Below are 22,881 nucleotides of genomic sequence, written 5' to 3'. Positions count from 1 at the left end.
AGTTATTCGAATGACAAAAGCAATGAAGTCCTTAGAGTTTCATTTTCATAATGGTGGGGTATGGGAAATCCCTATGGAGCATGTAGGAGATATCTGGATTGGCCGGATTACTACCTCTTATGGTCGGATTAACGGCCAAGGCGACATTGTCGAAATCCACCCATGTAAGACCTTCAAGATTGAAATCCTTCCCGATGCCGACGTTTTCCAATCCAATAGCATCGTGCAAGGCGGCTTAATGGGCGGTATGTTTGAAAATGTGGTCAATAATAATGACCTAGAATACCTAACCATCCGTTGGTCAAGCGGCCGGGAATCAGAAATCTACTTCCCATTTAAGGCTTCTACCACCGATAAGGTCGATAATGTTTACATGAGCTCTAAAGTGAAAGATAATGGGAATCTTTATATTGTGATTAATCGTGAAGCCACTGTTGATGACATCTTTGAATAAGCGAATGCAATAGCCTTCATTCGATGAGAAGTCGGGACTGAACGTTCTGACTTCTTTTTTCATATTTTAAGAAAGTTTAACTTATGCTATGATAGGGAACATAAAAATTAAGGAGGTTTACTGCTTATGAATGCGGTAATTACTGTTGTAGGTATTGATCAAGTTGGGATTTTGGCTAAGGTAAGTACAGCCTGTGCCCAGAACCAGGTGAATATTGTGGATGTCGCACAAACGGTAATGGATAATTATTTCACCATGACCATGCTTGTGACAGTCGATGAAGGGCAAGTTGCTTTTGATGATTTCCAAGAAAGCGTCGAAAACTTAATACCAGGTATGCAGATTACGGTCATGCACGAAGATATCTTTAAGGCCATGCATCGCTTATAGGAGGCAGACTCGTGATTGAAATTAATGATATTCTAGAAACCGTCAATATGATTGCCAAGGACCATCTCGATGTCCGTACCATCACGATGGGGATCTCCTTACTCGATTGTTGTGACACCGATATCGAGCGGTCCTGTGAGAAAATCAAACAAAAAATTAGCCAAAAGGCCAAAGACCTAGTGCCGGTAGCTGAGCAGTTGAGTCGGCAATTGGGGATTCCTATTATTAATAAACGGCTTTCGGTAACTCCGATTGCCCATCTGGTAGCTGTTTCTGGTGGAGACCCCGTGCGTTACGCCAAATGTTTGGACCAAGTGACTAAGGATATTGGCATTGACCTCGTTGGGGGCTATTCCGCCCTAGTTCAAAAAGGGTTTGCTGCGGGAGACCGGGCCTTGATTGAATCCATCCCCCAAGCCTTAAGTGAAACCGATAATGTCTGTTCTTCGGTCAATATCGGTTCCACCCGGTCAGGGATTAACTTAGACGCCGTGGCCTTAATGGGAGAAACTATCCGCCAAGCCGCTGAAGTCACCCAAGACCGGCAATGCGTTGGGGCTACCAAGTTGGTCGTCTTTTGTAATGCGGTAGAGGATAATCCTTTTATGGCTGGAGCCTTCCACGGTAGTGGGGAAGCGGATTGTGAGATTAATGTGGGGGTTTCTGGGCCTGGGGTCGTCCGTCAAGCCTTGGAGCGTCTGCCTAAAGACGCGCCAATTAACCAAGTGGCTGAGACCATTAAAAAGACCGCCTTCAAAGTCACCCGGATGGGGCAATTGATCGGTAGCCAAGCCTCAAAAGCCCTGGGTGTTCCTTTTGGAATTGTCGATATTTCCCTAGCCCCTACCCCTGCGGTGGGTGACTCGGTAGCTCGTATCTTAGAAAGTATGGGACTTGAAACAGTGGGTGGTCATGGAACCGTAGCCACCCTGGCCCTCTTGAATGATGCGGTCAAGAAGGGTGGTTTAATGGCAGCTGAACGGGTCGGGGGACTCTCAGGGGCCTTTATCCCAGTGTCTGAAGACGAAGGCATGATTGCCGGCGCCCAAGCTGGTGTCTTAGATCTCCAAACCCTAACCGCCATGACTGCGGTCTGCTCAGTGGGGCTGGATATGATTGCCGTGCCTGGTGAAACCACAGCTGAAGTCTTAGCGGCTATTATTGCCGATGAAGCCGCCATTGGGATGATTAATGGGAAGACCACTGCAGTGCGTTTAATCCCTGCCATTGGTTACCAAGCTGGGGACTGCTTGGAATTTGGGGGACTTTTTGGTTCAGCACCAATCATGCCATTGAAGACCTCTTCGCCGGAAGTCTTTATCCGTCGCGGAGGCCACATCCCTGCGCCAATTCAAGGTTTGAAGAATTAAGCAGTAAACGATCAATTAATGAGTCAAGAGACTGGGAATCATGCCCAGTCTTTTTTTACCTTATCTTTACAAAGTTCATTTTAACTTTACTTCAAATTTACCCTGCTTTAATAAAGGCTGGTTAGAATAAGGGTGATGTGAGTAGGGGGACCAGTTTTAATGAATGGAACAGGAAGATAAGGAGATGCCAAACACAAATGAAATTATATGCCCACCGTGGCTATAGCGCCCGCTATCCGGAAAATACCATGCTGTCCTTTATTAAGGCTTATGAAGCTGGGGCGGATGGGATTGAATGTGATGTCCAATTGACCCTGGATGGCCAGGTGGTGATTTGCCACGATGAGCGCTTAGACCGGACTGCCAATGCTAGGGGCTGGCTACGAGACTATAAATACGCGGACTTGCGTGGCCTTCGCTTTGACCGCCTCCACCCTCAGAACGTTAACCTTGACTTAGTTCGTATTCCCCATTTAAGTGAGCTATTAGCCTGGGCTCAGCCCTTGGAGTTGACCTTGAATATTGAATTAAAGACGGGGCTTTTTCCTTATCCTGGCTTAGTGGAAGCGGTGGTTGACTTGGTAGAAGACTATCAGATGCAAGACCGGGTGATTATCTCTTCTTTTAACCACCAGAGTATCCTTAAGGTCAAGGCCCTAGCCCCTCATCTGGCTTGCGCCTTCTTACAGGAAGACTATCTAGAAAATCCAGGGACCTATTGCGCTGCTAGGGGAGTGGACTACTACCATCCTGACTATAAGCTGCTTGACCCAACGACGGTGAACAACTTGCATGACCACGGGGTTAAGATTAATGCATGGACGGTCGACGATCGTAAGGCCTACCGAAAATTTAAGGACTGGGGCCTGGCGGGCGTGATTACCAATGATAGTCACTACCTAGAAAGTGCTCCCGTTTTGGCCAGTTATTAACAGATTATGTGAAAAAGTAAAAACCAGCAGGAGTTCACTACATCCTGCTGGTTTTATTTTATGAATGTCACATACTCTTCAAACCTGCTCCAGTCACAGGACGAACGTCCACTTCAAAAACTGGTAACGCTCAGCTTCACTGAGCTTATACCAATTTTCTCCAGCGATTTCGTCCTTTATTGTGACTGTCGCACTCTTTTCAAACGTGCTCCGGGTGCAGATCGCTCTCCACTTCACTAAAGTGCAAGAAATTCTTTTCAAGAATTTTTGCTCTTTAGCTCCAGTGTTATCGATCTTTGGTGCACCCGTCGCACTCTCTTATTTCCATTTGTCTTCAATAAATTGGTGGCGGGCGATGGCGCTTTCGTCGGCTTGGTATTTATCGGGGCTCTTCTTATAGAAGTCTTGGTGGTAGTCTTCTGCTGGGTAGAAGGGGCCGGCGGGGGTGATTTGGGTGACGATGGGGTCATCGAAACGCCCGCTAGCGGCTAGGGCTGCTTTGGAAGCTTCAGCGGCTTGGCGTTGGTCTTCAGATAAGTAGAAGATCTCGGGACGGTATGATGAACCCCGGTCTTCAAACTGGCCCATAGCGTCGGTAGGGTCGGTTTGTTGCCAGTAAATCTCCAGTAACTCTTCGTAGGTGATGATGGCGTTATCGAAGCTGATCTCTACCGCTTCCGTGTGGCCGGTTTTACCACTTTTGACTTCTTGATAGCTGGGGTTAGCGATGTGTCCTCCTGTATAACCAGAAACGACCGCTTCAATTCCTGGCAATTGGTCGAAGGGTTGGACCATGCACCAGAAACAGCCTCCCGCAAAGATTGCACGTTCTATAGCCATAATAACATCCTTCCTCTTTTCTATTTTGAAACTATTATACAAAAGCTCTGGCTAAGAAGCCATTAAAGAATCATCCTTTTAAAAAAACTTCTTGACAAAGAATTAAATAGCTAGTATCATAAATAATGATTGATTATTAAATAGAAGAAGTGTACGAAATATTGTCCGTAGGCTTTGATGGGATAAAACAAAAGAAGTAGGCATGGCCTTGAGTCTTTTGTCTTTTTTTTGCCCAAAAACGGGTAAAAAGGAGCGATTTTATCTAATTTTAATCATTTCTTAATAGTTTCTTAATAATTGCAGGCTAAAAGATTTACTTTTTGGAGAGGTGGCTACTCATTCATGGCAGGACATAATGTTGAATACGGCAAACACCGCGTACGGCGTTCTTACTCGCGCATCAATGAAGTGCTCGAGTTGCCAAACTTGATTGAGATTCAAACCGAATCTTATCGTTGGTTATTGGATAAGGGAATTCGGGAAATGTTTAGTGATATTTCACCGATTGAAGACCACGGAGGCAAATTAGCCTTAGAGTTCGTGGACTATTCCTTCCAAGAACCTAAATATGATATGTCTGAATCGCGTCAACAAGACACTAACTATGCGGCGCCAATGTATGTTAAATTGCGTTTAATCAATAGCGAAACCGGTGAAATTAAGGACCAAGAAGTTTTCTTTGGGGACTTCCCATTGATGACTGATAGTGGAACTTTCATTATTAACGGTTCTGAACGAGTTATTGTTTCGCAATTGGTCCGTTCCCCAGGGGTTTACTACAATGATAAAGTAGACAAAAACGGGAAACTTTCTTATGGAGCTACCGTGATTCCTAACCGGGGTGCCTGGTTAGAAATGGAAACCGATGCTAAAGACATTTCCTATGTACGGATTGACCGGACCCGTAAACTACAAATGACTGTGTTAATGCGGGCTCTAGGTTTTGGGTCTGATGACCAAATCCGTGAACTCTTTGGTGACAGTGAAACCCTGAGTTTAACCTTAGAAAAAGATGTCCACAAAAACCCATCGGACTCCCGGACTGAAGAAGCCTTAAAAGATATTTATGAGCGCCTCCGTCCTGGTGAACCAAAAACCGCAGAATCCTCCCGTAACTTATTAAATACGCGTTTCTTCGACCCACGTCGTTATGACTTGGCTGCTGTCGGACGCTACAAGATCAATAAGAAATTAGACTTAAAATCCCGTCTATATAAACAAACCCTAGCAGAAAACTTAGTCGACAATGAGACTGGTGAAATTGTCCTGGAAGCAGGGACAGTTTTCACCCGTGAAGTCTTAGATGACATTAGCGACAAGTTAGATAATGGTCTCGGTTTAGTGACCGTTTATCCAAATGATGATGCGGTGATCACTGATCCTGTTGACATCCAATTAATTAAGATTGTGGCACCTAAGGACCCAGAACGTGTGGTTCATGTGATCGGTAACGCTATGCAAAATTCCGACTACAAGTCTCTAACCGTTGCTGACGTCTTAACCGCGATGAACTACTTCTTAAACCTCTATGAAGGTCTAGGAACTACCGACGATATCGACCACTTGGGTAACCGTCGGATCCGCTCTGTGGGTGAATTATTACAAAACCAACTTCGGATCGGTTTAAGCCGGATGGAACGAGTGGTAAGAGAGAGAATGTCTATCCAAGACATCGATACAGTTACCCCCCAACAATTGATTAATATCCGCCCAGTGGTTGCATCGATTCGTGAATTCTTTGGGTCCTCCCAATTGTCCCAATTCATGGACCAAAACAACCCACTTTCTGAGTTGACGCACAAACGTCGTCTCTCTGCCTTGGGGCCCGGTGGTTTGACCCGGGACCGTGCCGGTTATGAAGTGCGTGACGTTCACTACTCTCACTATGGTCGGATGTGTCCAATTGAAACCCCTGAAGGACCTAACATTGGTCTGATTAACTCCTTGGCAACCTATGCTAAGATTAATGACTTTGGTTTCATTGAAACCCCATACCGTCGGGTAGACTGGAATACCCATAAGGTTACCGATAAGATTGACTACCTAACGGCGGATGAAGAAGACCGTTTTGTTATCGCTCAAGGGAACACACCTTTAAATGAAGATGGTTCTTTTGCTACCGATACCATTATGGCACGTAAGATTGAAGAAAATATTGAAGTTTCTCCAGAAGAAGTCGACTACATGGACGTTTCCCCTAAACAGGTGGTTTCTGTCGCAACAGCATGTATTCCTTTCTTGGAAAACGATGACTCCAACCGGGCCTTGATGGGGGCCAACATGCAACGGCAAGCAGTGCCGCTCTTAAACCCTCATGCACCTTTAGTAGGGACTGGGATGGAATATAAGGCTGCCCATGACTCTGGGGCTGCAGTGACCTGTAAGCGGGCCGGTGTGGTGGACTATGTCGACGCTCGTGAAATCCGCGTCCGGACTGAAGAAGGCGCCTTAGATAAGTATGAATTAGTGAAATTCTACCGGTCTAACGCCAGCTCCTGCTATAACCAAACCCCATTGGTACGTAAGGGTGACCAAGTTGATAAGGACGAAATCCTCGCCAACGGACCTTCTATGGAAGGTGGGGAATTAGCCCTCGGACAAAACCCAATCATCGCCTTCATGACCTGGGATGGTTATAACTATGAAGACGCGGTTGTTCTTTCCGAACGTTTGGTAAAAGAAGACGTCTACACCTCAATCCATATTGACGAATTGGAATCTGAAGCCCGTGACACTAAATTAGGGCCAGAAGAAATCACCCGGGAAATTCCTAATGTGGGTGAAGATGCCCTCCGTAACCTCGATGAAAACGGGATTATCCGCATCGGTGCTGAAGTTACTGATGGCGACATCTTAGTGGGTAAGGTAACCCCTAAAGGTGTGACTGAACTCAGTCCTGAAGAACACCTACTCCATGCCATCTTTGGTGAAAAAGCCCGTGAAGTCCGTGATACTTCCTTACGGGTACCTCATGGTGGTGGCGGTATCGTTAACGACGTTAAAGTCTTCCACCGGGAAAATGGTGACGAACTCAAACCTGGTGTTTCCATGATGGTTCGGGTTTACATTATCCAAAAACGTAAGATTCAAGTTGGGGATAAGATGGCTGGTCGTCACGGTAACAAAGGGGTTGTCTCCATTGTTTTACCAGAAGAAGACATGCCTTACTTACCAGATGGTACCCCAGTCGATATCTGCTTGAACCCATTAGGGGTGCCTTCCCGGATGAATATCGGACAGGTGTTAGAACTTCACTTAGGGATGGCTGCTCGGAACTTAGGTATCCACGTGGCAACGCCTGTATTTGACGGGGCCCAAGATGAAGACATTTGGGAAACCGTTAAAGAAGCCGGCATGGCTGAAGATGCTAAGACCGTGCTTTACGACGGTCGGACCGGTGAACCTTTTGATAACCGCGTTTCTGTAGGGGTTATGTACTACTTGAAACTCTCCCACATGGTTGATGACAAGCTCCATGCGCGTTCGATTGGACCTTACTCCCTAGTTACCCAACAACCACTAGGTGGTAAAGCGCAATTTGGGGGACAACGTTTCGGGGAAATGGAAGTTTGGGCACTGGAAGCTTACGGTGCGGCTTATACCCTACAAGAAATCCTTACCTATAAATCAGACGACGTGGTTGGCCGGGTGCAAACCTACGAAGCTATCGTAAAAGGCGACTCAATTCCTAAACCAAGTGTGCCGGAATCCTTCCGCGTGCTCGTCAAAGAGTTACAATCCCTAGGTTTAGATATCCAAGTCCTCGATGAAAACGATAAGGAACTGGACTTACGTGATGAAGACCCAGTCCAAGTCACCCGTCGTGATCACAAAGAAAACCAAGAACAAGAAGATGAAGACAAGGATAAGAACCAAGAAGAAAAACAAAGCGAAGGCAATGACGAAGAAATCATCGCCAAAAAACAAGCAAATGAATAGAGTGTGACAAGCGCGTCAGAGAGCAAGACCGCTACGCATACTATATCTGTACGTCGCTAACGCTTCCTACAGCTATAGCAACTGGAGCTAAAGGGCGAAAGAAGTCTCAAAGAGACTTCGCCGACCTTTAGTGAAGTGGACGCTTGCTCTGCGCTTGGAACACGTTTGTAAAGGATGAGAGGACGCCGTCAGAGACTTGAATTGCTGGAGGAAAATACCATAAGCACAGTAAGACTGAGCGTTGGTATTTTCTGAAGCAACTTCAAGTCTGGCGTCCGAACTCAACTAGAGAGTGTAATAAAACTCAAAAGGATAATGTCAATTTGCTCTAGCTCTTAGCAGTTTCAGTGATTAATGAGGGAGGTTGACCTCTTGGTCGATGTAAATAAATTTGAAAGTATAAAAATTGGTTTAGCCTCACCAGATAAGATCCGTTCCTGGTCCTATGGTGAAGTCAAGAAACCGGAAACAATCAACTACCGTACCCTAAAGCCAGAAAAAGACGGTCTTTTCTGTGAACGTATTTTTGGGCCAACCAAGGACTACGAATGTGCTTGTGGAAAGTATAAACGGATCCGCTATGCGGGTGTGGTTTGTGACCGTTGTGGGGTTGAAGTAACCAAGGCCAAAGTCCGTCGTGAACGGATGGGCCACTTGGAATTAGCTTCACCAGTTACCCACATTTGGTACTTTAAAGGCATTCCAAGTCGGATGGGCCTGATCTTAGATATGAGCCCACGGTCTTTAGAAGAAGTGATTTATTTTGCTTCTCACGTGGTCATTGACGGTGGTGACACGCCTTTAGCTCCTAAGCAATTGCTTTCTGAACGAGAATACCGGGAGTATAAGGCCGAATATGGTGACCGTTTCCAAGCAGGTATCGGTGCTGAAGCCATTAAGGAACTCCTACGCCGCGTAGACCTTGATAGTGAATGTGCAGAATTAAAAGAAGAATTACGGACTGCCAAGGGTCAAAAACGGACCCGGGCTATCCGTCGTTTAGACATCATGGATGCCTTTAGAAAATCCGGCAATAAACCGGAATGGATGGTTCTTGATGTGATCCCTGTGATCCCACCTGAACTCCGTCCCATGGTGCAACTGGATGGGGGCCGTTTTGCAACCAGTGACTTAAATGACCTCTACCGCCGGGTGATTAACCGGAATAACCGTCTAAAACGTTTATTAGACCTCAATGCACCAAATATTATTGTTCAAAATGAAAAACGGATGCTCCAAGAAGCCGTTGACGCCCTAGTGGATAATGGTCGTCGCGGCCGTCCTGTGACTGGACCGGGGAACCGCCCATTGAAGTCCCTTTCCCATATGTTGAAAGGGAAACAAGGACGTTTCCGTCAAAACCTCTTAGGGAAACGGGTGGACTATTCTGGACGTTCCGTTATTGCCATTGGACCACACTTGAAGTTCTACCAATGTGGTCTGCCTAAAGAAATGGCTCTAGAACTCTTTAAACCATTCTTGATTCGGGAATTGGTGGACCGTGAAATTGCCACCAATGCTAAACATGCTAAACGGATGATTGAACGCAAGGATGACGCTGTTTGGGAACCCCTCGGAGAGATCATGCGTGAACACCCGGTACTGCTTAACCGGGCACCTACCCTCCACCGTTTGGGGATCCAAGCCTTTGAACCAGTCTTGGTTGAAGGAAAGGCCATCCGTCTTCACCCCTTAGCCTGTGAAGCTTATAACGCCGACTTTGACGGGGACCAAATGGCGGTCCACTTGCCTTTAGGTGAGGAAGCCCAAGCTGAAGCCCGTATCTTAATGTTGGCCGCTTCCCACATCTTAAACCCTAAAGATGGACAACCAGTGGTAACCCCATCCCAAGACATGGTCTTAGGGAACTACTACTTAACCCAAGAAGAAGCTGGGATGACTGGGGAAGGAATGAAGATTTCCTCACTCAGCGAAGCCCACATTGCTTATGCCAATGGGGCAGCTCAATTGCATACTCGGGTGGTAATCAGTCCGAAACACTTCCCTAAATATGCATGGACCGACCAACAAAAAGAACAATTAATGATTACTTCTATTGGTAAATTGTTCTTTAATGAGATCATGCCGGCTGATTTTGCTTATATTAATGAGCCCACATCAGAAAACTTAAATGGTCAAACCGCTGATCGTTTCTTCGTCAATCCTGGGGAAGATACCGAAAAAGCGATTGCTCAATTAGAGACTACGGCGCCATTTAAGAAGGGCTACTTAGAAGAAATTATCGCCGCTATCTTCAAGCGCTTGAAGGTTACTGAAACCTCCCAATTCTTAGACCGCTTGAAGGCTCTTGGTTACTACTACTCCACCAAGTCAGGGATTACCGTTGGGATTGCTGATATTACCGTTTTAGATGCCAAGGACCAACACGTGGACAAGGGGCATAAACGCGTTGACAATATCATGAAGCAATACCGTCGTGGTTTAATTACCGATGACGAACGCTATGACCAAGTCATTAACACGTGGAATGATGTCAAAAACGACATTGAAAACGAATTGAAACACAGTCTGTCTCCAGATAACCCATTCTTTATCATGATGGACTCTGGTGCGCGTGGTAACATCTCCAACTTTACCCAATTAGCGGGGATGCGTGGTTTGATGGCGGGACCAAGTGGTAAGATTATTGAACTGCCAGTTACTTCTAACTTCCGTGAAGGGCTATCGGTTCAAGAAATGTTTATCTCCACTCACGGGGCACGTAAAGGGATGACCGATACCGCCTTGAAGACGGCCGACTCTGGTTACCTAACCCGTCGTCTGGTTGACGTGGCCCAAGACGTGATTATCCGTGAAAATGATTGTGGAACCGACCGTGGCTTAACCGTTTCAGCCATTAAAGAAGGTAACGAAATGATCGAAAGCCTGGCTGAACGTCTGACTGGTCGTTACATCCAAAAAACGGTCCGTGATCCACAAACCGGTGAAGTTCTCGCTCACCATAATGAGCTGGTTTCACCAGAAACCGCAGCTAAGATTGAAGCTGCTGGCCTCAAACACGTTACTATTCGTTCTGCCTTTACCTGCCGGACCCGCCATGGGGTATGTAAGTATTGCTACGGTTCTGACCTAGCAACCAATGGCGAAGTCGAAGTTGGTGAAGCAGTTGGTATCGTGGCTGCCCAATCCATTGGGGAACCTGGTACCCAGTTGACCATGCGTACCTTCCATACCGGTGGGGTTGCCGGGGATGACATTACCCAAGGTTTACCTCGTGTTCAAGAAATCGTTGAAGCCCGTCATCCGAAAGGGCAAGCGGTGATTACTGAAGTGACTGGGGAAGTCGTGGCCATTGATATTGAAGAAGAAACCCGGACCAAGACTGTTACCGTCAAAGGGGAAACTGACGAACGGGAATACAAGGTGCCTTACACTGCCCGTATGAAGGTCAGCGAAGGTGACTTGATTGAACGTGGTGCCCAATTAACAGAAGGGTCCATTGATCCCAAAGAATTGCTCCGGATCACGAATTCCCTCACCGTAGAAAACTACATGTTAGCGGAAATCCAACGGGTTTACCGTCAACAAGGGGTGGACATTAACGACAAGCACGTGGAAGTTCTCCTACGTCAAATGATGCGTAAGGTTAGAGTCTTAGACCCAGGCGCTTCTGACTTGTTGCCAGGGCACTTAATGGATATTGGTGAATTTGAAGACGCCAATGAGGAAATCATTAAGACTGGCCAACAACCAGCTACCTGTCAACCAGTCCTCCTAGGAATTACCAAGGCAGCCTTGGAAACTAAATCCTTCCTATCTGCTGCTTCCTTCCAAGAAACCACCAAGGTCCTCACTGACGCTGCTATTAGTGGTAAACGGGACGAGTTACTTGGATTGAAAGAAAACGTCATTATTGGTAAGATAATTCCTGCTGGTACTGGTGTCGGTCGCTACCGTCACATGGAACCAGAAAAATTAGGTGTGGAACAAGTTGTTGAAGTGCCGGCCCATGAGCCATCTGACAACGAAAATCCAGCCGAAATTGCGACAATTACCAAACCAATCGACGAAAACTATAGCGGTATGCCTTAATTAAGGTAGATACCATTAAAAGAGGATAGGCGCATATCCGACTACAAGATATGCGCCTCTCTTTTTGTCCAAGGCCATGGGACTGGGCTTTAACCGCTTCAAGCAAAGCAACAACACTATATATAGTGTTGTTGCTTTTTAATTGATACTATATATTGATTTTTTAGCTTGCTTTCTGTTTAAGTTTTTCCTATAATAGCAATGCAGCTAATTTTTAGCCGATAGACCATTAACTTAACTCACGCTAAAGCAGCTGAAAAGTCTACAAACAAGTAAAGTATAAAGGAGATTCATTATGGAAACTGCGATGAAGAATATTGTGGAATGGAATAAAGAGGCGCTTAACCAAGCCATCAAATCCTTCCCTCAAGTTTATCCGATGACAGAAGACATGAACAAAACCTTCTCTGGCATCAGTCGGATGGTCATGTTGGACCGTTATTCCTTTAAAGACACCATGAAAGAAACCCTAGCCCCTGGTGACTTAGTGGTATTAACTGTCCGCCCTGACCCGCAATATCCAGGACGGGGGATCGGGATTGTCCAAGCCATTGAGAACAAGACCGCAACCATTTGGGTCGAAGAAGCCTATCGTGGGTCCCTAATGGGAGAAGAACAGGAAACTGGCCTGGTAAAACGCCCATTGGATGAAATCGACAAACCTTTAGAAATCTACTATGAACAAATTGCCAAACGGAATGCCCATGGCTTAGCAGCTATTGATAATAATGAAGACCGCCGCCAAGACATTGAAGCAGCCTTCTACCAAGAAGAATCCAAGGGTAACTTTGTTCCTGCCGGCCGGGTCTTATATGGTGCAGGTTCCGGAACCGATGTCACCTACTTTAACTGCTATGTCATGCCTTATGTGCCTGACTCCCGGGGTGGTATTGCTGACCACCGTAAGGAAGTGATGGAAATTATGTCCCGTGGTGGGGGTGTTGGGACCAATGGCTCCACCTTGAGACCACGTCACTCCCTGGTTCGTGGAGTTAACGGGAAGTCTTCCGGGGCGGTTTCCTGGTTAGATGACATTGCTAAATTAACCCACCTGGTAGAACAAGGCGGTAGCCGTCGTGGGGCCCAAATGATCATGCTAGCAGACTGGCATCCAGATATTTTGGAATTCATTATTTCTAAGATGCAAAACCCACGCATCCTCCAATTTATCAAGGAAAGCTCTAAGGACAGCTACATTAAACAATTAGTTGATGAAAAGTTAAAATTCGTCTACTCAACTCCAGCGCAAATCGACATGTACCAAGCTGTCGTTGACCTCAAGGAAAAACAAGCTGGTCAAGTCAGTGATGCAGCCTATGCTGAAGCCAAGGAAAACTTGGAACAAGGTGGCCATTATGAAGTCAATGAACCCGACTTCCTAACTGGGGCTAATATTTCCGTAGCTATTTCATCAGACTTTATGGAAGCTGTTAAGGAAGGTAAGGATTGGAGCCTCCGCTTCCCAGCAGTGGAAAAATATGACCAAGAAGAAATGGCCGCTTACGACACCCAATGGCAAGAAATTGGCGATGTGCGTGAATGGGAAGCCCTGGGTCATGAAATTACCACTTACCGGACCCTGCCTGCCCAAGAACTATGGCAATTGATCAACATTTGTGCTACTTACGCGGCTGAACCAGGCATTTTCTTTATTGACCGCGCCAATGAAGACACTAATGCGGTGGCTTACGGGCAAAAGGTTGTGGCAACCAACCCTTGTGGGGAACAACCCCTAGCGCCTTATTCCGTATGTAACTTGGGTGCGATTAACCTGGCCCAAATGGCGGACAAGGAAAACAAACGCCTGGATAAAGAAAAACTACAACAAACAGTAGCTACCGCTATCCGCATGCAAGATAACGTCATCGATGCTACACCATACTTCTTGGAAGCCAACAAGAAACAAGCTCTTGGTGAACGTCGGATTGGTTTAGGGGTTATGGGTCTGGCTGACCTCTTAATCTACTGTGAAAAACGCTATGGTTCTAAAGAAGGTAACCAATTAGTCGATGAAGTCTTTGAAACCATCGCGGTAACGGCTTACCAAACCTCCATCGAACTCGCCAAAGAACGGGGCAGCTTCCCATTCTTAATCGGGGAAAGTGAAGAAGAAACCCAAGCCCTCAGAGAACGCTTTGTTCAATCCGGTTTCATGCAAAGAATGCCTGAAAGCATCCGTGAAGACGTCTTGAAGTATGGGATCCGCAACTCCCACTTACTCACCGTGGCGCCGACCGGAAGTACCGGGACCATGATGAATGTCTCTACCGGGCTCGAACCTTACTTTGCCTTTAAATACTACCGGACCGGTCGTTTAGGTAAATTTATTGAAGTCAATGCCGACATCGTCCAAGAATACCTGGATAAACATCCAGAAGCTGATGCTGACAACCTGCCTGACTTCTTTGTGTCTGCCATGGACCTAAGCCCAAGAGAACACGTTGATGTGCAAACCACTATTCAACGTTGGGTAGATAGCTCCATTTCTAAGACCGTTAATGCACCTAAGGGTTACGCGGTTAACCAAGTGGCCGAAGTCTATGAAAAACTTTATGAAGGCGGCGCTAAGGGTGGTACCGTTTATGTTGACGGGTCACGGGATTCTCAAGTCCTCACCTTAAATAAGGATGAACATGAAGACAGTGACCAAGATTCTCAAGCCGATCAAAGCAAGCAAGACGATGTGGTTGTCGTTGATGACAGTGAAGAATTACGTCAATTAGTCGACCAAGCCCAAGCTGAAGCCAATGAAGAAGAAGTCGTCTTCGGTAGCGAACTTGGCAATACCTGCCCAATTTGCCGGACCGGGATTGTCGAAGAAATTGGCGGCTGCAATACCTGTTCAAATTGCTTTGCCCAATTAAAATGTGGTTTATAATAAAATAACTTTAATGATATATGAGAAAAAGTCACTAAGTTTTTACTTAGTGGCTTTTTTATCACCATTTAAATCGTATTTATAGAAGAAATACTTTATAATGTAAGTGAGGTGATTAATATGCAAATTTATACCCGAACAGGGGATAAGGGGACGACCCGGATTATCGGTGGCCAGGAAGTTCCTAAAGATTCCTTACGTGTCAATGCCTATGGGAGCGTGGACGAATTAAATTCATGGATTGGTGTGACCATTAGCGAAAATGAATCATGGCCAGAGTTAAACGAGGAATTGATTCAAATCCAACAGTATTTATTTGACTGTGGGAATGACTTTGCTACGCCGGAGGGCAAGGGTGAGTACCGCTTAAAACAAGCCGCGATTGATTGGCTAGAGGAACGGATTGATACCTACAATCCCCAAGCGCCCGCGGTGGAATCCTTTATCCTGCCCGGTGGTAGCCGTTTAGCTAGTCGTTTGCACTATGCACGGACAGTGACCCGCCGCTGCGAACGTCACATTGTTTCCTTCATGCGTGAAGAAAGCTCCAGTCCTGTCGCTTTGAAATTTATTAACCGCCTATCCGACTACTTCTTTGCAGTAGCCCGGCTCGCCAATGTTAAGGTAGGCCTATCTGATATCCTCTACGAACGTAGTGGCAAGGTCTTCCATGACGAAAGTGAATTAAGCAAGGAAGACCTCAAAGATAGTTAGTCTCTTTATAGATAAATATATTTTGATAGTCATTTCATTTTTATATTTAAGGACAAGTTATCAATAAATTTTAGTTAATAGTTATGAGCTGGAGTGAAGCTTTGAAGTTGGTCGTTAGCCATGAACAAGCAAGCGATGTGAATTACGACTCGTAGGCTTTAGCCGTACGAGCCGTTTGAAGCTCGCTAGGCGAGAGACCTTGGCTCGAGTCGGTGCCATGGCTTTTCAACGTCTAAATTTCAAAAGCAGAGCGCAAGCTCACAAATATTATTTGCTTTAAAATATTATTAACCAAGCTGGGAGCAAGTCCCAGCTTTTTTATGAAGAAAATTTAATAAGCTAAGATCAAAGTCAGGTCAAAGGCCAGCCAAATCAAGGGAAAAAAGGCCAGGGGGTCTTTTAAGGAACGTTGCTTCAGCCAAGCGCTGATTAAAAGATAAACCAGGGCTAGTCCGGAAGCCAGGCAAATAAAGAGGGGATAAATCCTAGGCGGGAAGAAGAGCGCCAGGGAGAGAAAGATTTTGATATCCGCCCCGCCCAGAGATCCCGGTAAGCGATAGACCAAGAGGGTGAGAATCAGCCCACAGGCCAAGAGATGAAATAAGAGACTGGAATAGTGACTAGCCGGAGTATAGAGGCCGTGGTAAGCAAGCAGGCTCAAGAAAAAGAGCACTTGAAAACGATCTGGCACCCACATTTCCTCCAGGTCAGTCATGGCCATGACAAAGAGGAGGCTGTGGAGAGTGACTAGGTAAGCCGCTTGTCCAGTAGGAAAGCGGGCCAAGATCAAGAGACTCAGGAGGGCGAAGAGCCCTTCAAATAGGGGATAGGTCCAGGCGATGGGCCGCTGACAGTGGAAGCACCGCCCTCCTGACAAGAAATAACCGGCCAGGGGAATAAGGGATAAGGCTGACAAAGTGATCTGACACTGGTCGCACTGGGACCGGGCCCAGAGGAAAGGAAGTTTTTTCAGGTAACGATGGCTAAAGGCCATCAGGCAAGAAGCGAGGGCAGCAAAAAAGAAAAAGACTAAGCTAAGTCCCACAGTAAACACCTCCTAGCTTATTAGTCCGCAAAGACTAAAAAAATTAGCTGACCAGGTAAATTTTTTATCAAATTCACTTGACGCTTATAAAGAATAGTGGTATTATTTAATAGTTGTCTGATAAAGACAGCGGCCAAGCGATAAGCATTTAGGGAGAATTAGCTCAGCTGGGAGAGCGTCTGCCTTACAAGCAGAATGTCGGGGGTTCGAGCCCCTCATTCTCCATTATGATTCGTTAGCTCAGTTGGTAGAGCATCTGACTTTTAATCAGAGGGTCGGGAGTTCGAGCCTCCCACGGATCATTATTGTAAGCATACCTAGTATTGACTTACAAATGCGGAAGTAGTTCAGTGGTAGAACATCACCTTGCCAAGGTGAGGGTCGCGGGTTCGAATCCCGTCTTCCGCTTAGCCAAATGGCTTTGAATTAATTAATATGCCGGGGTGGCGGAACAGGCAGACGCACGGGACTTAAAATCCCGCGGTGGTTAAACACCGTACCGGTTCGATTCCGGTCCTCGGCATACCGTTTAAATGATCAAGCACCCATGGCTCAACTGGATAGAGTACCTGACTACGAATCAGGCGGTTGCAGGTTCGAATCCTGCTGGGTGCATTACCGGGAAATAGCTCAGCTTGGTAGAGCACTTGGTTTGGGACCAAGGGGTCGCAGGTTCGAATCCTGTTTTCCCGACTCGATGGAAAGCGTCAGTAAGGCGCTTTTTATTTTACTTAAAAAGTCTACGATGACGGGAAGTAGCTCAGCTTGGTAGAGCACTACGTTCGGGACGTAGGGGTCGTCGGTTCGAATCCGGTCTTCCCGATAAGTTGATACGAACAAGCCTTCTAGCGGTCTTTGGATCGCTTTTTTATTTTCTTGAGGAAATTGCTGGCACAATCCCTAAAACTTCTGGTAAAATCAGTAAGATGTTATTTATTAAAGAAAAAAATAAATTTGTTAAATTTAACTTAATTTAGAAGGGCTTTTAATAGATTTTTAGACAGAATAGTGTATAGTAAGTGAGTGGGCACTCATTTATTAAAAATGACTGCGAATTAAGCCCGGTTGACTTAGGGATATTGGTTCTTGGACTCATTAGTGGACCAGCTGATAAAAGCAAACAAACTTTGGCTTAAAGCCAAGCTTTTGATGCTTAGGCTTTAAGAATGCTTGAGACAGAGCACTTTATCAGACTTAATACGCGAGGCTTAAGAAAATCTTGGGATAAGTCCACATAATAATTGGCAGGAATTTTGGATAACTTCTGCCGATGATCCTTATCCCTTAAAGTCATTGAATGAGTTTTAACAAGTGAATGTGGATTGGAGTGTGTTTATGGAATTCGACTATCGAAAATTACGTGGCAGGATTATTGAGATTTATGGTTCGGTGAAGAATTTTTCCAAGGCAATGGAATTGTCAGAGCCGACTATGTCCATGAAATTAAATGGTGGTTTGTCTTTTAGTCAATCACAAATTTATAAGTCTTGCGAATTATTGGATATCGACCATGAAGAAATCGGCCGTTATTTCTTTACTCCTAAAGAAAATAAGGCGGAAACAAATGATAATTAATAAATAATAGAAGCGATAGGCAAAATGCTGGGCCTATCGCTTTTTTTACAAAAAATGTGTTTTAAGTGGAGAGTGCGTGGGCCGTTTTTTTCCCAAGGTGGTCCTTCCTCACATCCTTACCAAACCTGCTCGCTGACAAAAGTGAACTCCGCTTCAGAAATATTTGGCAATCCTTTTCAAGGATTACCGCATATTTCTTCCAGCGTTTCACTTTTTGTCGCACTCTCGCCAAACGTGCTCCAAGCGCAAGGCAAGCGTCCACTTCAGAAAATGACGACAAATTCTCTCTGAGAATTCTTACGCCTTTTTCTTCCAGTGGTCTTGCCTTCTGACGCGCCTGTCGCACTCTTTTTGACTTTAAGGCGCTTTCATTCTTTGTTATACTTGCAGTGCAGACAGCCCTGGAGCTGAATAGACAAATGGAGGCGACCAGCATGGAATTGCGCTTAGAAAATATCGAAAAGAGCTTTCAAGATCAAGAAGTCCTTAAAGGGGCAACTTATACTTTTGAAGCTGGCCATATTTATGGACTCTTAGGCCGGAACGGGTCAGGGAAGACCACCCTCTTTCGCATCCTCTATGGGGACTTAGAAAGTGATGGCGGCCAGGCTCAATTAGTTGAGAATGGTCAAGAAAGAGCCATTGAGCCGGAAGACATCGGCATGGTCTTTGCAGAAAATTATTTACCGGACTTTCTCACGGGCTATGAATATATTAAATTCTACATGGATATCCATGCCCCCAAGGATGCTTATTCCGTCGATGATTACTTGGACCGCTTGGGATTTGGTCAGGAGGACCGCCACCGGATTATCAAGGGTTACTCCAGTGGGATGAAGAGTAAGTTGGCCATTCTTTGCCTTTTGATTTCCAAACCTAAAATTATCCTCCTCGACGAGCCCTTAACCGCTATTGATGTGATATCCAGTTTAGAAATTAAGCGCCTGCTCCTTGACCTAGGTAAGGACCATATTATGATCATGTCCACCCATATGATCCAACTGGCCAAGGATATTTGTGATGATATTGTGCTTTTACACCAAGGCCAGTTGCGACACTTTGAGAGCGCTCTGGAAGATGAGGACTTTGACCAGTCCCTCATTGAAGCCTTGAGCGTGGAGGATGAGGGCCATGACTAACTATCAATTCTTACAACGGCTCAAAGCCACCCGGTCATTTAATGTCTTCCTCTACTATCTCCAACGCCTTCCCCTGATCGGTAAGCATATTCCCAATCGTTGGTTTGAGGCCAAACATGTCAAGAGTCTGACCACTTGGTTGGGCACAGTGGGGGAAGTTTTCAAGCAAATCTTTGGCAAGAGCTTTTATTTTGGCGCTATTTTTCTCCTCGGTTTTATTGGCAATCCCGGGCAGGAAAATACTGTCCGTTTGCTGGCGATCTTTTGTTTTTCTTTAGTCTTAGCGACCTTTTGGGTCAAGTTAATTGACCCCAACCAAACCTTTGACCGGCTCTGTATCTATTACTTAAAGATGAATCCCAAATGCTATTACTTGAATATGACCTTTATGGAAGGCTTGAACTTTGTGATTTTCTACGGGATAGCCGCGACGATCACGCTAAAAGCCATGGGTCTCTCCCTTTTTAGTGGGATGAATATGACCCTCTTTTTTCTCGGCTTACGACTCTTAGCCCAAGCCCTCTACCTGAAGCTAGTCAATCCCAAACACCAGGTTCCTAACCGGCCCTTTACGATCGTGATGATTGCTATGATTTTTGTTTCTGGGGGACTCTTTGTGGGCTTGTCGCTGATGGAAGAAGCTGCGGCCTTCCACTTACCGATTAACTGGCTTTTCCATCCCCTTACGGCGGTCGCTGGAGTGGTCATGGCAGGGATCGGGGCTCATTGGCTAGCCAAATCGGACAAGTACCAGGCCCTGGCTCGGTCAAGCATCAACCATAACAGCATTCGAAACATTAACCAGGCCGTAACTAATGCCCAGTCCGCTAATGTCAAGGTGGAAGCAGAAGATATCAAAGTCCCTGCGACTTCCGACCACTATGACCACTTAAAGGGGATAACTTATATCAATGCTATCTTCTTTGACCGATTGGGCCACCGCTTGAACAAGCAACGCCGGATTATCTTTCTGATTGTCCTCGGCCTCTTTGCCATAATCAGTGGAGGCATCTTTATTTACCAATTTTTCTTCCAGGGTGACCTAGGGATTAACCAGGCCGACTTGGAAGAGGCCTACCAGACCTACTTGGTGGTGATGGTGATCTATGCCTGCCTCTTCTTGAATATTGGGGAATCCTTTACCCGCTTTTGCTTTTTCAATATGGACCGCTACTTGATGCATAATAACTATTACCGCAATCCCGATCTCCTGGCTGAGGCTATGGTCATTCGCTTTAAGCGCTGCTTCCGCTATAATTTACCCACCTTGCTGGTTTTAATGTTAGGGTCCAGCCTGGTCTACTTCCAGTTAGGCGGGCAACGCTTACTGCCCCTGGGAATTTTACTTCTTAGTCAAGTAGTGGTGATGGTCTTCTTTACCGTCCATTACCTCTACTTATATTACTGGCTCCAACCCTTTACCGCTAACTTGGAAAGCAAGAGTCCCCTCTATAATTTGATTCGGGGCTTGAGTATTTTTATTCCCTACTTACTCTATATGAATGCCGAATCCATTGGGCCGCGGGTGATTTTAGGGATCTACCTCTTTATTATTGCCTATATTATTTTAGGTTATCTCTTGTTGAAGTTTATCGGTCCTAAGCGCTTTGTCTTGCGCTAGAGCCTTGACCTTGTTCCGTACTTGGGGCAGGGTCTTTTTTATTTGGGGAAGATTTTCACTTTGCAGGCTTTAGTGTTAGGGGAGCTACTTTATTTAACGATTAATTAAATTTACTTAAAATATTGGGACTACAAGCGTAGTTATTATTTGTGCTGGAAGAAAATGATGATATGATAGGGTATTATAAGGAGAGTGAAAACATGGAAACACTTTACAGGATTGTCGGTATCGAAAGCCAAAGCCAATATGATTGGTTGGCAAAGCAAATCCAAGACCTTAACCAGGACAAGGGCTTTGCGATTGAATTGGACAAGGATATTGTCCGTTTGCACCGCCAGGAAGAATTACTTTACCTACGTCGCTTTTTAGCCTTTGAACAGTTCTCCCTGGTCGCTCTTGATCCAGCAGAGTTGGAATTAGATAAGGCCAAACAACTTCGCTTTAAAAATACCCAGGAAACGGCCAAGAAGATGCGCATCGTTCTCATCTTAAATGCCTTCTTCACCGTCTTTGAGGCCTTCTTTGGTTGGACCTTAAACAGTGCGGCTATCCTATCTGATGCGGTCCACGACTCGGGTGACGTTCTAGCTATTGCCATTGCCTGGTTCTTCGAAAAGATTTCTGACCGTGAGGCTGATAACCGCTATTCTTATGGCTACCGCCGCTTTTCTCTATTAGGGGGGCTGATTACGGCAGTCTTTCTATTATTCGGATCGGCCTTTATTTTAATCACTTCGATTCCTAAGCTCTTTAATCCTGAACCGGTTCATGTGACGGGAATGTTCTGGGTAGCTGTTTTCGCGGTGGTGGTTAATGGTTATTGCTCTTGGATGATGCATAAGGGTCAGTCAGCCAATGAACAATTACTCAACCTCCACCTCCTAGAAGATGTCCTCGGCTGGGTAGCCATCCTGATTCTTTCAGTGGTCTTACGCTTTACCAATTGGTATTTCCTTGACCCGCTCTTGTCGATTCTGACTGCGGCTTGGATTATCAGTCAAAGTTTCCCACGTTTCCTGAATATTTCTAAGATTTTCCTCCAAGCGGTTCCTGAAGGCATTGACCCCCAAGTCATTGGTCAACAAATCTTAGCCTTAGACGATGATATCGATGGTTTGTCCCACTTACATATCTGGTCAACCGATGGAGAACAACATATGGCCAGTGTCACCGTCCTGACTTGTCGTTTAACCGCAGATGAACAAGAAGACCTCAAGCAAAAAATCCGCTCCTTGGTGGCGAAATATAATATAAATCATATAACCATAGATACCGTTTACGATCCTGACCACTTTATCCAAAGAGAAAGTAGCCAGCATAACTAGGTCAAAGCCTGATGAGGTCGCTATTAGTGAATTAAATAGTTGACCTCATCCCTTTTTTTGCTTATTATTAAAGTATATTAGTCAAAGTTAGTCAATAATTAGTGAAGGAGGTGAGGACATGAGCAACCGGAATATGTCAGATATTATTGAAGCCTATCTCAAAGAAGTGCTTCAAGATACTGAACGGGTCGAAATCAGACGGAGTGAAATTGCTGACCGCTTTGAGTGCGTGCCTTCACAGATTAATTATGTGATTAATACGCGTTTTACCCCCAAGCAAGGCTATCAAGTCGAAAGTAAGCGGGGTGGTGGCGGCTATATCAGAATTATGAAATTGAATATTATCGACGATGCGGACTATATTGATAATATGATTAGCCTAGTAGGGAACGACATTTCCTTGCGCGATGCTGTATCGATTCTCACCAATTTGATGAAGAATGAACTGCTCAACGAGAGCGAGGCGGCCATCATGCACTCAGCCATTGACAAGCAAGTCATGTCTAATTTCAAATCCCCGGACCGTGTCCGCGCAGTGATACTTAGGAACATGCTAGAACATTTGAAATATCACTAATTACTCCGGTAATTAGAAAAGGAGACAAC

General features: G+C 45.5%; 15 protein-coding genes and 7 tRNA genes. 20 read left to right on the top strand and 2 right to left on the bottom strand.

Features of this window, described 5'->3' with window-relative positions:
- The first annotated feature begins 10 nt into the window (after window positions 1-10).
- From DBT49_RS08285 to DBT49_RS08270, 4 genes are all read left to right on the top strand, one after another.
- A complete protein-coding gene (locus tag DBT49_RS08285) occupies window positions 11-454 on the top strand; it encodes a hypothetical protein (RefSeq protein WP_070558282.1) in 444 nt (147 codons plus the stop codon).
- 126 nt (window positions 455-580) lie between these two features.
- Window positions 581-844, top strand: a complete 264-nt coding sequence (locus DBT49_RS08280) for an ACT domain-containing protein (RefSeq protein WP_070558283.1) — start codon at window positions 581-583, stop codon at window positions 842-844.
- A gap of 14 nt (window positions 845-858) precedes the next feature.
- Window positions 859-2,214, top strand: a complete 1,356-nt coding sequence (locus DBT49_RS08275) for a PFL family protein (RefSeq protein WP_198434595.1) — start codon at window positions 859-861, stop codon at window positions 2,212-2,214.
- A gap of 197 nt (window positions 2,215-2,411) precedes the next feature.
- A complete protein-coding gene (locus DBT49_RS08270; RefSeq protein ID WP_070558287.1) occupies window positions 2,412-3,146 on the top strand; it encodes a glycerophosphodiester phosphodiesterase in 735 nt (244 codons plus the stop codon).
- A gap of 318 nt (window positions 3,147-3,464) precedes the next feature.
- Here DBT49_RS08270 and msrA read toward each other — a convergent pair whose 3' ends face one another.
- Entirely contained in the window at window positions 3,465-3,980 is a 516-nt protein-coding gene (gene msrA, locus DBT49_RS08265) for a peptide-methionine (S)-S-oxide reductase MsrA (protein WP_101560578.1), read from the bottom strand.
- 348 nt (window positions 3,981-4,328) lie between these two features.
- Between msrA and rpoB the strand changes: the two genes are divergently transcribed.
- From rpoB to DBT49_RS08245, 4 genes are all read left to right on the top strand, one after another.
- The gene (rpoB, locus tag DBT49_RS08260; RefSeq protein WP_070558291.1) at window positions 4,329-7,925 is read left to right on the top strand and encodes a DNA-directed RNA polymerase subunit beta; all 3,597 of its coding nucleotides are present in this window, start codon (window positions 4,329-4,331) and stop codon (window positions 7,923-7,925) included.
- A gap of 372 nt (window positions 7,926-8,297) precedes the next feature.
- Window positions 8,298-11,978: a DNA-directed RNA polymerase subunit beta' gene (gene rpoC, locus DBT49_RS08255; protein ID WP_070558299.1), complete on the top strand. Its 3,681-nt coding sequence runs from the start codon at window positions 8,298-8,300 to the stop codon at window positions 11,976-11,978.
- Between the two features lie 295 nt (window positions 11,979-12,273).
- Window positions 12,274-14,856 carry a vitamin B12-dependent ribonucleotide reductase gene (locus tag DBT49_RS08250; RefSeq protein ID WP_070558293.1) on the top strand — a complete coding sequence of 861 codons (2,583 nt, stop codon included), beginning with the start codon at window positions 12,274-12,276 and terminating at the stop codon, window positions 14,854-14,856.
- A gap of 120 nt (window positions 14,857-14,976) precedes the next feature.
- Entirely contained in the window at window positions 14,977-15,570 is a 594-nt protein-coding gene (locus DBT49_RS08245; protein ID WP_070558295.1) for a cob(I)yrinic acid a,c-diamide adenosyltransferase, read from the top strand.
- 331 nt (window positions 15,571-15,901) lie between these two features.
- Here the strand turns inward: DBT49_RS08245 and DBT49_RS08240 are convergent, their stop codons facing one another.
- A complete protein-coding gene (locus DBT49_RS08240; RefSeq protein WP_070558297.1) occupies window positions 15,902-16,615 on the bottom strand; it encodes a prepilin peptidase in 714 nt (237 codons plus the stop codon).
- A gap of 152 nt (window positions 16,616-16,767) precedes the next feature.
- Between DBT49_RS08240 and DBT49_RS08235 the strand changes: the two genes are divergently transcribed.
- The 12 genes from DBT49_RS08235 to DBT49_RS08180 all read left to right on the top strand — a co-directional run bounded on the left by DBT49_RS08235 (window position 16,768) and on the right by DBT49_RS08180 (window position 22,852).
- Window positions 16,768-16,840, top strand: a tRNA-Val gene (locus DBT49_RS08235).
- Window positions 16,841-16,844: 4 nt separating this feature from the next.
- Window positions 16,845-16,917: transfer RNA gene (locus DBT49_RS08230), tRNA-Lys, on the top strand.
- A 34-nt stretch (window positions 16,918-16,951) separates the two neighbouring features.
- Window positions 16,952-17,023: transfer RNA gene (locus tag DBT49_RS08225), tRNA-Gly, on the top strand.
- A gap of 29 nt (window positions 17,024-17,052) precedes the next feature.
- Window positions 17,053-17,138, top strand: a tRNA-Leu gene (locus DBT49_RS08220).
- 18 nt (window positions 17,139-17,156) lie between these two features.
- Window positions 17,157-17,230 (top strand) — tRNA-Arg (locus tag DBT49_RS08215).
- Window positions 17,231-17,234: 4 nt separating this feature from the next.
- Window positions 17,235-17,308 (top strand) — tRNA-Pro (locus DBT49_RS08210).
- A 56-nt stretch (window positions 17,309-17,364) separates the two neighbouring features.
- Window positions 17,365-17,438, top strand: a tRNA-Pro gene (locus DBT49_RS08205).
- Window positions 17,439-17,950: 512 nt separating this feature from the next.
- The gene (locus DBT49_RS08200) at window positions 17,951-18,190 is read left to right on the top strand and encodes a DUF739 family protein (protein ID WP_060778744.1); all 240 of its coding nucleotides are present in this window, start codon (window positions 17,951-17,953) and stop codon (window positions 18,188-18,190) included.
- 434 nt (window positions 18,191-18,624) lie between these two features.
- Window positions 18,625-19,329, top strand: a complete 705-nt coding sequence (locus DBT49_RS08195; protein WP_070558217.1) for an ABC transporter ATP-binding protein — start codon at window positions 18,625-18,627, stop codon at window positions 19,327-19,329.
- Window positions 19,322-20,950, top strand: a complete 1,629-nt coding sequence (locus tag DBT49_RS08190; protein WP_070558215.1) for a hypothetical protein — start codon at window positions 19,322-19,324, stop codon at window positions 20,948-20,950. Before DBT49_RS08195 ends, DBT49_RS08190 begins: the two co-directional genes overlap by 8 nt.
- Window positions 20,951-21,150: 200 nt before the next feature.
- Window positions 21,151-22,275, top strand: coding sequence for a cation diffusion facilitator family transporter (locus DBT49_RS08185; RefSeq protein ID WP_083300388.1), 1,125 nt, complete (start codon window positions 21,151-21,153; stop codon window positions 22,273-22,275).
- Window positions 22,276-22,393: 118 nt separating this feature from the next.
- Window positions 22,394-22,852: a CtsR family transcriptional regulator gene (locus tag DBT49_RS08180; RefSeq protein WP_070558214.1), complete on the top strand. Its 459-nt coding sequence runs from the start codon at window positions 22,394-22,396 to the stop codon at window positions 22,850-22,852.
- Window positions 22,853-22,881: the final 29 nt, after the last annotated feature.

It is taken from the genome of Aerococcus mictus (assembly GCF_003286595.3).
Classification (GTDB): Bacteria; Bacillota; Bacilli; order Lactobacillales; family Aerococcaceae; genus Aerococcus; species Aerococcus mictus.
This window is presented reverse-complemented; position numbering and strand designations above follow the sequence as displayed.